This window comes from Veillonella parvula, from assembly GCF_040097785.1.
GTDB classification, from domain to species: domain Bacteria; phylum Bacillota; class Negativicutes; order Veillonellales; family Veillonellaceae; genus Veillonella; species Veillonella parvula_D.
This window is the reverse complement of sequence record NZ_JBBNNS010000001.1, coordinates 80,398-93,732: the sequence shown is the minus strand read 5'-3', so window position 1 is coordinate 93,732 and position 13,335 is coordinate 80,398. Positions and strand designations below refer to the sequence as shown.

General features: G+C 37.0%; 13 protein-coding genes. All 13 read right to left on the bottom strand.

Annotation, left to right across the window (positions count from 1 at the left end; genetic code table 11):
• Positions 1 to 20 precede the first annotated feature (20 nt).
• Positions 21 to 1,187 (bottom strand): nucleotide sugar dehydrogenase, encoded by a 1,167-nt coding sequence (locus AAA071_RS00425; protein WP_004696963.1) that lies wholly within the window; start codon positions 1,185 to 1,187, stop codon positions 21 to 23.
• Positions 1,188 to 2,285: an NAD-dependent epimerase/dehydratase family protein gene (locus tag AAA071_RS00420; protein ID WP_024061192.1), complete on the bottom strand. Its 1,098-nt coding sequence runs from the start codon at positions 2,283 to 2,285 to the stop codon at positions 1,188 to 1,190.
• A 22-nt stretch (positions 2,286 to 2,307) separates the two neighbouring features.
• Positions 2,308 to 3,762 carry a lipopolysaccharide biosynthesis protein gene (locus AAA071_RS00415; protein ID WP_316581594.1) on the bottom strand — a complete coding sequence of 485 codons (1,455 nt, stop codon included), beginning with the start codon at positions 3,760 to 3,762 and terminating at the stop codon, positions 2,308 to 2,310.
• Positions 3,762 to 4,895: a CapA family protein gene (locus AAA071_RS00410; protein ID WP_229055787.1), complete on the bottom strand. Its 1,134-nt coding sequence runs from the start codon at positions 4,893 to 4,895 to the stop codon at positions 3,762 to 3,764. Before AAA071_RS00410 ends, AAA071_RS00415 begins: the two co-directional genes overlap by 1 nt.
• Positions 4,879 to 5,811, bottom strand: coding sequence for an ATP-grasp fold amidoligase family protein (locus AAA071_RS00405; RefSeq protein ID WP_105086567.1), 933 nt, complete (start codon positions 5,809 to 5,811; stop codon positions 4,879 to 4,881). The genes AAA071_RS00410 and AAA071_RS00405 overlap by 17 nt, the downstream gene beginning before the upstream one ends.
• The gene (locus AAA071_RS00400) at positions 5,789 to 7,030 is read right to left on the bottom strand and encodes an O-antigen ligase family protein (protein ID WP_004693397.1); all 1,242 of its coding nucleotides are present in this window, start codon (positions 7,028 to 7,030) and stop codon (positions 5,789 to 5,791) included. The genes AAA071_RS00405 and AAA071_RS00400 overlap by 23 nt, the downstream gene beginning before the upstream one ends.
• Positions 7,031 to 7,049: 19 nt before the next feature.
• Positions 7,050 to 8,117 carry a glycosyltransferase gene (locus AAA071_RS00395; RefSeq protein ID WP_105086568.1) on the bottom strand — a complete coding sequence of 356 codons (1,068 nt, stop codon included), beginning with the start codon at positions 8,115 to 8,117 and terminating at the stop codon, positions 7,050 to 7,052.
• Positions 8,114 to 9,163, bottom strand: coding sequence for an NAD-dependent epimerase/dehydratase family protein (locus tag AAA071_RS00390; RefSeq protein WP_316581593.1), 1,050 nt, complete (start codon positions 9,161 to 9,163; stop codon positions 8,114 to 8,116). The genes AAA071_RS00395 and AAA071_RS00390 overlap by 4 nt, the downstream gene beginning before the upstream one ends.
• Entirely contained in the window at positions 9,156 to 9,878 is a 723-nt protein-coding gene (locus tag AAA071_RS00385; RefSeq protein WP_058948433.1) for an IspD/TarI family cytidylyltransferase, read from the bottom strand. Before AAA071_RS00385 ends, AAA071_RS00390 begins: the two co-directional genes overlap by 8 nt.
• Positions 9,879 to 9,887: 9 nt before the next feature.
• Complete coding sequence (locus tag AAA071_RS00380) at positions 9,888 to 10,754, bottom strand: LicD family protein (RefSeq protein ID WP_058948432.1); 867 nt, start codon at positions 10,752 to 10,754, stop codon at positions 9,888 to 9,890.
• Between the two features lie 11 nt (positions 10,755 to 10,765).
• Positions 10,766 to 11,452, bottom strand: coding sequence for a sugar transferase (locus AAA071_RS00375; RefSeq protein WP_058948431.1), 687 nt, complete (start codon positions 11,450 to 11,452; stop codon positions 10,766 to 10,768).
• The gene (locus tag AAA071_RS00370; RefSeq protein ID WP_058948430.1) at positions 11,446 to 12,645 is read right to left on the bottom strand and encodes a DegT/DnrJ/EryC1/StrS family aminotransferase; all 1,200 of its coding nucleotides are present in this window, start codon (positions 12,643 to 12,645) and stop codon (positions 11,446 to 11,448) included. The genes AAA071_RS00375 and AAA071_RS00370 overlap by 7 nt, the downstream gene beginning before the upstream one ends.
• A 77-nt stretch (positions 12,646 to 12,722) precedes the next feature.
• A complete protein-coding gene (locus AAA071_RS00365; protein ID WP_195394906.1) occupies positions 12,723 to 13,334 on the bottom strand; it encodes a CpsD/CapB family tyrosine-protein kinase in 612 nt (203 codons plus the stop codon).
• Between the last annotated feature and the right edge of the window lies 1 nt (position 13,335).

The following is a 13,335-nucleotide window of genomic DNA, read 5'->3' as shown; positions in this document are numbered from 1 at the left end:
CCACAATACATATAGCTGTATTAATCTCTATCAAAAATATCTCTTGTATAAACTTTATCTTTTACACCTTCTAAGCTACTATCCCAGCGATTAGCTACAATGACATCACTAACACGCTTAAAATCTTCAAAATTACGTATAACTGGCGAATTAAAGAAATCTTCTGCATCTAGTGTAGGTTCATATACTACCACAGCAATCCCTTTCGCCTTAATACGCTTCATAACACCTTGAATGGCTGATGCTCTAAAATTATCAGAGTTCATCTTCATGGTCAAGCGATAGATACCAACAATTTTCGGATTTTTAGCAATAATAGTATCTGCCACATGATCTTTACGTGTTCTATTCGCATCGACAATGGCAGAAATTAAGTTTTGTGGTACATCATTATAGTTAGCTAATAATTGCTTTGTATCTTTTGGCAAGCAATAACCACCATAACCAAAGGAAGGATTATTATAAAAATCTCCAATACGAGGATCTAAACAAACCCCCTTGATGATTTGACTTGTGCTAAGGCCACGTACTTCAGCATAGGAGTCTAACTCATTGAAATACGCTACACGTAATGCTAAATACGTATTAGCAAACAATTTAATTGCTTCCGCTTCCGTAGAATCAGTATATAATTGTGGAATATTTTCTTTAATAGCACCTTCCGCTAGTAATTGGCCAAAACGACGTGCTCTGTCAGAATCCTCGCCCACAACAATACGGGATGGATGTAAATTATCGTATAAGGCTTTACCTTCACGCAAGAATTCTGGCGAAAAAATTAAATTCTCCGTATTAAATTCTTTACGCATTTGTACCGTATAGCCTACCGGTACAGTTGATTTAATAATCATTACTGCATCAGGATTAATCTCTAGCACAGTTTTAATAACTTGTTCAACAGAAGATGTATCGAAAAAGTTTTTTTGAGGATCATAATTTGTAGGTGTCGAAATGATAACATAATCTGCACTGTTAAAAGCTTCTACTGGGTCAAGTGTAGCTTTGAAGTTTAACTCCTTAGTAGCTAAATACTCTTGCAATTCAGCATCTACAATAGGTGTCTCTTTGCGATTTAACATATCTACTTTTTCTGGGATGATATCGAGGGCCACCACTTCATTGTGTTGAGCTAACAACACACCATTGGAAAGGCCTACATAACCTGTACCAGCAATTGCAATTTTCATTTATTTGCCCTCCATCATATAGAAATCTTTATACCATATGGCAAAACGCTTTAACCCTTCTCGTAAGGTTGTATTAGGTTTAAAGCCAAAATCTGCTTCTAACGCACTTGTATCAGCATATGTAACAGGCACATCCCCTGGTTGCATGGGTACTAATTCTTTATGCTCCTCAAAATTATAATCTTCTGACAATACGCCAGCAGAAACCAATTCCTCTGAAAGAATGCGCACAAAATCAAGTAAATTTTCTGGGTTGCTATTGCCGATATTATAAATAGCGTACGGTGGAACCGGCAAGCCATCCGCACCATTGCGACGCTCTGGTGCAGTAGACATAACCTTAGAAACGCCTTCTACGATATCATCGATATAGGTGAAATCACGCTTACAATTGCCGTAGTTAAAAATTTTAATTGTCCCACCATTACGTAATGTATTTGTAAAACCAAAGTATGCCATATCTGGACGACCTGCAGGGCCGTATACAGTGAAGAAACGAAGCCCTGTGCTAGGGATGTTATATAATTTAGCATACGAATAAGCCAATAACTCATTTGACTTTTTTGTAGCTGCATAAAGAGATACAGGATTATCTACTTTATCATCTATAGAGTATGGGATTTGTTTATTTGCACCATATACAGAAGAAGATGATGCATACACTAAATGCTCTACACCTCTTTCACCATCGTCATAAGAATGACGACAAGCTTCTAGAATATTATAAAATCCAATAATATTAGACTCGATATAGGCGTCGGGGTTAGTGATAGAGTAACGAACCCCTGCTTGAGCTGCTAGATTCACTACAACTCGTGGTTTATAGATAGCAAAAATTTCATCAACAAAGGACTTATCTGCAATATTCCCTTTTTTAAAAATCCATATATTCTTATTATCTTTGCTAAGTTCATCAATCTGTTGCAATCGATACTCTTTCAATGCTACATCATAGTAATCATTAACAGAATCTATGCCAATAATTTGAGTCCCTTCTGCTTCAGATAGTAAGGACATAACTAGATTAGCCCCTACAAATCCAGCGGCACCCGTTACAAGGATTACCGTGTTGTTTAAATCTACATTTTTTGAAAGCATATGTACTCCTTTCATAGTTCTGTTAATTATGTCGTTTTACTTTACTTAAGACTTTTTTATAGCCAGAAGCAATAATTATGCGCTCAGATGGAATGACGTATAAAATAGCCACATATAATACAACACATAAAAGCATACAGACGACGGTCCACCATACTGCATCATAGAGATGTAAAATACTATAGGCAATTAACCCAACTATAGATGCTGTAATGAGATATACACTGATATTAGATATTATGCGAAATGCACTCATATTGACAAATAAAGCCAGTAGCAACATAGAAGCCACTAGCATTTCCATTCTTACTAACGATCGAGCATATACAAAGGTACTGAAATCATATTGAATACAAATATAGATAACTGGTATTAAAACTACTAGATGTAATATTTGAGCCCAAAATGATAGATTAGGCATCCCTTTTGCACGAAATATTTCGGAAATCAAATTAGCTGTTACAGTCATAATAGCCGAACTCAATGCCCAGGAACCTAATACAATGCCCGCTAACGTCCATTGTGGCCCTAGTAAAAGCTGAACAACAAAGTCTTGAAATACAAATAAGCCTACACCTAGAGGTACCAAAAATAGAGCCATATAGCGTTGGAATGTAAAGAATGTATTCGAAAAGGCCTGTTGATTATTTTGCACACGACTTAAAGCCGCGAATAATACAGGAGCCAAAGATGCTGTAGCCATAGCCATTACAGTCGTAACAATAGCCATTGACATCTTATATATACCCAAATAATAGGCATCTAAAAAACGGCTAATAATGAATGTATCCACCCAAGCAGTGAGCCATATAGAAAATGCTTCAGCTAAAGACCATGCACTATAGTTAAACATGTTCATAAAGACGCGACTACTAAAAAACAGATGAATTTGATTCTTCCGACTCTTTAATAATGCCAACGCCGTAAATAGCTGAGACCCTAGCATACCAGCAATTAAAGACCAATAATCGTACCCCATAAGCGCCATTGGTATAGATATCAATATAGGTGTAAGAATTGTTATGAGCCTAATATTTAAAAGAAACTTGAAATTAAAATCTCTTCGATACAATGCCATTTGGACACTACTAAAAGCAGATAAAGGAATCATAGCGCCCATCACGGCTAAAGGTATACCTAAGCCATCATTACCTACTAATACGGCCAATTCATCACGACCGATTATGATAGCGCCCCATAAAACTAGAGAAAACACTAGGTTGGCAATAAAGGCCACATCTGTGGCCTCTTGCTTATCTTGGGTACTTTCAAACTCATGCTGAACAAGAAATTTTTGAAAACCCGCATCAGCAAGCATTTCCGCAAAAGATATAACCATCATAATCGTCGCCAATATGCCGAATGCAGTCGGTGCTAACATATGAGCCAATATTATATTTGTCAGTGGTGTGATAAGCTTTGCCAAAACCTCTGTAATAACAGACCATTTAGCAGCAGCTACGATTTTAGTATCCATTATTTCTTATTGATATTCTTAATGCCTCTCAAGAATAGTTCATGATGAGCTTCACATTCCAAATAATTTTGTATTGCTAAATAACTCATTTTGCCCAAAATAAGTTCTACCAATTTTCGGCCCAATAAAGCATTAATAGCGCGTACAATAAATGATCTACCTAAAAACTCACGCAAATAACGTTTTACATGTGTATCAGCAAAGGCCTTATAAGCTTGAGTCACAAAGTGAGGGTCTTTAATTTCTTCACTACGTTTTCTATAAGCCTCTAATGTTTCTGTAGCTTCAACTTCTGTGGCTAGTCGTGTACCATTATCGGTTCTACGAATAGGCAATTCAGACACCACAAAATCATCCTTAGTTACGTCTATAGTAACTAGTATTGCATCTTTCACAAATTCCTGATGATTTACATAAAAGTCAGAGTTAAAAATAAAGTTTCCCTGTCCATAAATGATAGTGCCCCCCTGGTAATCTTCGCGAGACCCTACACAATGATTATGTTGACAGATAACGAGATTCGCTCCACTATCGACAAATTTATGGCAATATTTCTGTAGCATAGGAGATGGATAGCGATAGAATTCCTTGCCGCCGTGATATAGAACAATGACGTAGTCGCATTGTGCCTTTAAAACTTTCACTTCGTCAAAGCTTTCTAGCACATCAAAAGGATTAGCCCCCATTGTATGACAAGTAGCTATAGTAAACTCGTTCTCTGTACAAAGATAAAATCCAATACGTACATTATCTTTTTCAAAGATAAATGGCTTCTTAGCCTCTTTCAAATTAGCTCCAGCTCCAGCATGAGCAATCTTATGCTGCTTCAACAAATTTAATGTTGTCGTCAACCCTTCCACCCCTTGATCTAAGGAGTGGTTATTAGCCAGTGTTAAAAATAACGGCTCTAATGCCTTATATCCATTAATTGTTTTTGTAGGCGCAATTAAATTATTACCAAATTTTACGATGGGTGTCTCTATATCAGTAAGAGGAACCTCTAAATTGAAAACATTTAAATCCGATTGCTTCAAAATTTCATAAAGCTCTTTTCCTACAAAAGCTTCTCCATTACCGTTTTCAAATAATGTTTTATTAATATCCGTAGGAACTAAATCAGCCCCGATGTACATTCTCAAGATGTAACCACTCTCCTAATTCATAATCCTTTGACATAGGACGAAATCTTTCAAATCCAGCACCAGGAAAAAATGTTAATTCTCCAATAAATATATGCCCTTTAATTTCATAAAAATCAACACGCAAAAATGGACACCCTTTGCTAAGCTCCATCGCAACCTGTTGCATTTCACCATATGTATCTGGCTTTGGAAACTCTGTAGGTAACGGTGGATAATGTCCAAAATGAATTCCCATAGGATTCCAATCGATATCATAGAAGTTCATACGCGTTCCTGTTTTAGAAAAACGATTAGAACATACTACTGTTAACTTTGGTTCACCATGAAAGCAATACATCTTATAATCTAATATGTCATTGCTACCTAACTCCGACAAATATTCCTCTCCGATAATACGTCGAGGAACATTCTTATAAGGCCACTCTCTAGCAATACGTGAATAATCCCGTTTTAAGAATGTTCTTAATTTAGCTTTTGCTGCTTCCCAATCAAGTGTTGATTTATCTTTACAAATAACGATGCCTCCACTATCATGTGTACATTTCAAAACGAATTGATTAGGCAATCTATCAAGATCAATATCATCTACAGAGTTCCATACGGAAATCGTAGGTATTATATACTGATTTCCTACACGTTGAGCAATAAAATGTTTAGCTTCATGTTTATCAACCATCACTGTTTGTATTGGGTCTCTAAAATTAACCTTAAGCCATTGTAACTTTTCGCTGAAAGTTTTTGGATTTTCTAGATCTAAAGGGTATCCCATATACTTAGGAAATACCTTCTTCAAAAAGTCTTCATCAGACAAAGAGTCATAATAACCCGATTTAATTAATACCCTCGTACGATAGTAAGGTTTTGTTAGAAAGGACATGCCAACATTACACAATTTTCTGAACTTCATGTTTTCGTCCTTTCCGAAGCAGTTGCACTTCTAAATAAAACAACATCATATAAAAATAAGTGCTCTTACTTTCATAAGAAACCATACCCATATCCATAACAATCTGTGAAAGGAATAGAATGAGTACCATTATATATTCATTACTATGGATATCACGATAGCGAATTAAATTATAAGCCACATAGAGATACATTGAATAATAGGCTAGTAAACCAATGACACCCGTGCCAGCTAATAACTCAATATAATTGTTATGCAAGTAGTAATTATCTTTGCCATACACGAAAAAAGTATATACAGATGGATTATTGATACCTACACCAGTTATGGGAGATTGATAAAATAAGTCCCATCCAATATCTACCAAAGCTAACCGAATAATAGTGGATGAGTCCCCCCCTGTGCCTGTAAAGGCTTCTACCATGTTAGACATTCGGTCTAATACTTCAGAGAACATCGGCAATTGCAATACCGCAATACCTATAATGGTAAGACCTAATAAGGAACCAATAACTTTTACAATAGAATTGACCGCATTAGCACTACGAAAACTTTTAAAAATAAAGAGTAATACTGTACCAACACCGACAAAAACTAAGGCCTTACGACTACCTGTAGCCGCTAAAATACCAAGTGTTGGTAATGCAATAATATGCCACCAACGAGGACGATCGTATAGCATATAATACAAGGTCATAACAATAGCATTGGCACCCAATAGCCCTACCGTATTCGCATTCAATGCATCATTAGCAATACGTGCTGAGGATGATAAAACAGTAATAAAATAATCTAAACCGTAGAAATAAACAGTATAGAAACAAACTATATAGCCTGTCCACATGCCAATCTTTAATAATGTATCCACCGATTTCTTATCTTGATAACACATGTATAAAATGATGAGCATAAAGAATATCTTGACCATATCAAAACTTCGGCTCATAGCTACGGAAACATCTGTGGCATTAATCGCACTTAGATAACAAGCACCAATAAAAATTAACATATAAGCATGCATCCAATTAAACCGCAGTTTTATAACACCCTGTTCTCGTATAAGATAAAAAATGATGAGGCCAAATAAGCATACAAATAATACATACGCACCATAGTTCGCTTCGCCAAGGGCAAAGGAAATGGTCAACGACAACACTAAAAAGATTAGAGTTATGAACCATATCATGCGATCAGCAAGAGCCGTAATATTTAACTTCAATGGTTCTCCTCCTTACAACTCATAAAACTTCTAACCAACGTTTTGCGATTTTCCATAATGGAAATTCATCGCGTACTTTGATGGCATTCTGTGAAAGTTTAGCCGCTAGTGCAGGATCCTTTAATACACTGCGCATAGCTTCATACATAGCCTGCGTATCACCTACAGGTACGAGAATGCCATTCTCTCCACTTTTAATTACCATGCGAGCACCGCCTACAGGACAATCTGTAACTACTACAGGTAAGCCCATACCCAATGCTTCTAGCATGGAATTTGAAATACCTTCAAAATCAGAGGATGATACAAACATAGAACAAGGGGCTACCTTTTCTAAAATATTACTAGCAAAGCCAGGCAATAAAATGCGATTCTCTAAATTAAGAGACTTAATTTGAGCTCGTAGTTCATCCTCTAATACACCTTGTCCATAAATAACGAGTTTATACGCTGGAAACTCGTCTGCCAACATACTGAAGGCATTAATCATCATAGGCAAATTCTTTTGCGGATGCAAACGACAAGCTGTAACAATTGTCTTTTCTCGTTCCCCCTCTATTGGTGGTGGCAATTTGCCATTAATAGGATTGGGGATAATAACACCGCGATTTTGAACAGATTTCGGGAAATAAGAACGAGCATCTTCCGTTTGGAATACTAGTGTATCTGCAAATCTAAAGGCAAAGTTGCGCAATGCTTGTTGATGCCAACCAATAGGAACTTTGCGTGGATTATTGCGTTCAGAAAAAACAATGCGATTTTTTATAAACCAAGAGCTAATCGCTAAGATAAAACTCGATGCAGACAAAAAAGATAAGCATGTCGCATTTGGCCTAGTCTTTAAGATTTTGATTAGTTCTTTTATTTCTTGCATAAAGCGAATGACTTTATTAGAGCTTGTAGTATGAATTTCGATTTGTTCAATACCTTTCTCTAACGCATATTCATTACCATATCGATTAGGGCTTGTTTGGATAACTGTAATATGATGACCATCATGTACCCACTGACGAGCCAACTCTGTTAAGATTCGTTCAGCCCCATCGTTACCAAGGGAGATGGTGACAATTATTATTTCCTTTTTCATAAGCCTTCCTCTTGGATATATTCTGCCAGTCTTACATAGGCTTGTGCCATTGATACCTTAGGTTTCCAACCTAAAGACTTTAACTTCTTAGAACTTAAGAACATGTGTACTGTCGGTGCATAGCCGAACCCTTGTACATCTTCTGGAATATCAAAAACAACTTTACTCTTATTATTGCTCACATGAGTTGCCACTAATTGAGCAATGCTTGCAATAGAACGAGTCTCTTCATCATGACAAACATTATATGCTTCACCAGGTAGTCCCTCTTTTAAAAGAGTTAAAAGCCCAGTTAAGGCATCGGTAATATAGCAATAATTCGACATAGAATCACCCTTTGTATGAAGTACAATAGCTTCTTTTTTAATAGCACTCTTAGTAAACTGCATAAAAACGCGATTATCAGCTACTGGAACACCTGGACCAAAGGTTTGAGCTAGTCTAGCTATTACAGCAGGCACGCCATATTCCACAGCATAGGACTTGCAATAACATTCACATAGTCTCTTACTTTCAGAATAAGAACTACGAACATTTAGGTGATCAAGATACCCTAATCGGTCTTCAGTCATAACTTGACCAGACTCATAAGGTACACCATATTGTTCCATACTAGATAAATAAACTACTTTTTTTACCTTTTTTCGACGGCCTAACTCGAGCATGGCCTCCGTACCATAAATAGAGGTACGGATAGTTTCTACTGGATGTTCTACAAAAAACTTAGATTGTGTTGGTGCGGCTCCATGCAAAATATAATCACATGGCACATCAATAGATTCTAATGAGCCATCTACTAGGGTTAACGACTTATTGTCTAAATACTCACCGAGAATGGTTTTTGCCTTTTCATGGCTTCGCACATGACCAATCACTTTTAAATCCAGGTCATGAGTCTCATTGGCAAGTATAAGTAATTTTATAAACATCGATCCAATAAGCCCCGTTGCACCTGTTATAAGAATGCGTTGATGACGGAGGAAATGAAAGTAATTTTTTTCATGTACTAAAGCCGTTAACTCACGTTGAATAACGGAATTACTCATCTTTTAATCCTCCTAGCTCACGATTTTTAATAATCCCTGTGAACATATAATAATCAGATGGAGTTGTAATCTTTATATTTTCAGTTTCCCCTAATACAGGATATAGAGTATATCCATAGTGCATCATCATCGATGCGGAATCAATAAAGTCATGAATGCCCTCATCTTTTGCACGATTATGAACTGATATAATATCATCTAATCTAAAACTCTGGGGCGCTTTAGCCATGAGACATTCATTACGATTTAAAATGCGGTTAATAGAACCATTTTGGGTAACCATAACCGTTTCTATAGCTGGAGTAACAGTAATGGCAGACCCCTTTGATTCAACAGATTCTATGTTTCTCTCTATAGTAGAATTATCTACAAGTGGACGAACCCCATCATGAATCAATACAGTCACCGCATCATCAGGAAATAAACGCTTAGCCTCTACGAGTCCATTATATTGGGATTCTAGAGCGCTTTCACCACCAGGCACAATGGATAATACCTTTTGTAGCCCCGCCTTTTTGATGAGCTGTTTTGTATGATCAATCCATTCTGCTTTGCAGGCAAGAACAATCCCATCAATTGTCTCCGTTTGTTCAAACACATCTAAGGTTTGAATCAAAATTGGTCTACCGTTCCATTCTAAAAATTGTTTTGGCGTCTTGCTATTTTTCATACGAGCACCTACGCCACCCGCAAAGATTACTGCTATTCGTTTCATAGGCCCTCCTTATGGTTGAGCTTCTTTTTTGGCATAATATATGCCTTTATACTCCTTGTAAGGTGTATGTAGATCAGCAAATACTGCATCATGTTTTGCCACACGTTGTTCTATAGGTGGTAATTGCATATAGTCGCCCCAAATAAGACGCAAATATCTCTCATACCCTTTCATAACAGGTATTTGATGACCTTCAAAGTCTTTATATACAACAGAAGCAAAGTCCTCTCTAGGATGACGTAGCTTCATACCTTTTAAACTGCCAATTAACTCCGTACATTCATCACTGGTATCAAAGTCGTATTGAGTCATTCTCTTTTCTGCAAATCGCCAAATATGATAGCGTATAGACTGACTGGAAAAGATTTTATAAATATAACCAGCTAAAGCGCGATATGTAGGCCCTTTATTATCTGGTAAACGCTGCGCATTAAAGAGTGCAAACGTCATGGCCCACATCAATTGCAATACACGACTAATTTTGCCGGGTGCACAGCCATCAATAGGCATAATTTCAAGTGCTAAACCATGACAAACATCTTCATGCATACTATGACGATTAATAAAGGTCGTATTATTATCTCTTATAGATGCACCTGCATCATGATAGATGTGATCTCGATCAGTACGACAATACGTAAATCGTTCAGTGTCAGCATATTTGGGCCATAATTTAGCTAACTTTTCATAATCTGGACGAGGCATAAATAGATCTAAATCATCATCCCAAGGGATAAATCCATTATGCCGTATAGCCCCAATGAGACCACCGCCGCAAAGATAAAAGCGCAAATTATGTTTATTGCAGAACTCTTTAAAGTACAGCAACATATTCAGCTCTTTTTCTTGTATTTCCTTTGTCATAGATGTACTCATAGGGACCTCTTTCAACGTAATACAGCTAATACTGTATCAATCATCGTTTTTATATCTTGTAAAAAAGAAAACTCCTTAATACTCTTTAAATTCCAAGCCATCTTGCCCGGTAAAACCTCATTTATATAGACTTCATCAACATTTTGAGCATTTTGTAAAAGTTGATCTTCATCCTTATAAGTAATACTGGCAATACTGGTAACCCCAGCTGGTAATAATAAGGTAGCTTTCATTTCATCTGTATAAGCAGACACGTAACGTGGAACCTCAGGTCTTGTACCAACAAAACTCATATCGCCTAAAAGGATATTGATAAGCTGAGGCAATTCATCGAGGCGACAGCTGCGAAGCATATTTCCGACCTTAGTGACACGCATATCATTTTGCGACGTCACTTGTGCTCCTAAAGATTCTGCATTTTTTACCATAGTACGGAACTTGTAGATGCCAAAGGTACGACCGTACTGTGTCACTCGAGTTTGACGGAAAAAAACCTCTCCCGCACTATCTCGTTTAATCATGATGGCTAGTATCAAAAATACAGGACTTAATGTAATAAGCAGTCCCGCTGCCATTACGCGGTCAAAAATGCTTTTACAAAGAAGGCTTGTACGTCTTTGATTTAATATTTCAAAATAGGGACGAACCGCTTCACACTGTAGCTCTTGTGGTAGGTCATGAAAGTTCTTTACTAGCATTCGGTAATAATCCTTTTAAACTGTTCAATGATATATTGCACTTCTTCATCTGTAAGGAGCGTATGAAGTGGCAATGTAATTTCATTCTTAAATTGGTCATAAGCATTTGGATAGTCATCGATTGTAAAGCCTAAGTTTTTGTAAGCCGTATGCATTGGAATTGGCTTATAGTGAACATTCGTTGCAATGCCAGCCTCAGCCATAGCTTCTATAACCTTATTGCGATATTCCGCATCACGGCCATCTAAACGGACTAAATACAAGTGACCACTACTCTCATGCTCATCTGTATAATGGTTCAACAATGTAACAGGTAAATCCTTAAATGCTGTATCATAAGCTTCGATAAGTTCTTTACGACGTGCCAAAAGTTTTGGGTATCTTTCAAATTGAGCTAGCCCAATAGCCGCCATGATATCCGTCATATTACATTTATAATAGGTACCTTTAATATCATATTCCCAAGCACCTGCTTTTGTTTTTGCAAGAGCATCCTTATCTTGACCATGCAAAGATAGCAATTGGAATTGCTTGTAAATAGTTTCATCATCAATACCATCTATATGACGCCATGTAGCACAGCCGCCTTCAGCAGTAGTAAAATTTTTTACTGCATGGAAGGAAAAACTACTAAAGTCTGCAACATTACCTGTTGATACTCCTTTATAAGATGCACCAAAGGAATGAGCACAATCAGCCACAATAGGGATATGACCTAATGCTTTTTGAATATCATTAGCAGGTATAAAGAGAGATTTTTTTTCATCCACAATGGAGCGTAGTCGATCATAATCGCAAGGTACACCTGCAACATCAACAGGGATAATTGCTTTTGTTTTTGGTGTAATAGCGCGAGCGACTGCATCGTAATCCATTTCATAAGCATCTTTCTGTGTATCAACGAGTACTAAGGTAGCACCTACATGAACTACAGGACTCGCACTAGCTGTATAAGAATAAGCACTAGTTATGACTTCGTCTCCAGGTCCAATACCCAATACGCGAAGAGACATTTCAAGCGCTGCCGTAGCAGAGTTTAAACAAACGGATTTAGGTGTACCTAACTGATGAGCTATCTTTTTTTCTAATTCTTTAGTACGAGGACCCGTCGTAATCCACCCACTTTTTAAGGCTTCAACGACTTCATTGATTTCTAACTCTGTAATATCTGGAGGAGAAAAATTAATTCTCATATAAATCACCTCAATACTTTCTGTACCATATTGATACACTTGATTTATCACATAGAATATTGATTAAAGCAGTTATATTAAGCGTCAATTACCATAGATCCTAAAAGAGAAATACCTACTTGTGAAAGCCGTTTCTTAGCTTCAATCAAATCTTTTGGACTAGCTACTTCATTTTTAACAACTAACACAACACCATCTGATTTCTCTGCCAATACAACTGCATCTGTAACAGACAATACGGGTGGTGTATCGATGATAACCACATCATATTCATCACGTACATACTCAAAAATCGCAGGTAATTTGCTAGAATCTACAATATCAGATGGATATTCAACAACTTCACCCGCCGTAAGAACATCCAAATGAGGCACTACATTACGATGAATCGTCAAATCTTCATCCATCATCACCGCATTTGTAAGGCCCTTATTTTGTACATTAAAGGCTATATGTTGTGTTGGATTACGTAGATTACCATCTACTAGAAGAACTTTATTATTATTTTTAGATAAGGCTAATGCAGTATTAGCAGCCACCTCAGAAGTGCCTTCACCACTAGTGGCTGCAGTAATGCAAATAAGCTTACACTTATGTTGGTTACATACATATTGAAGATTGCTACGCAATGTACGGTATGCTTCCACAAGTGGTGTATCACCACGTTCATTAGAAATTAGTCTAATCATA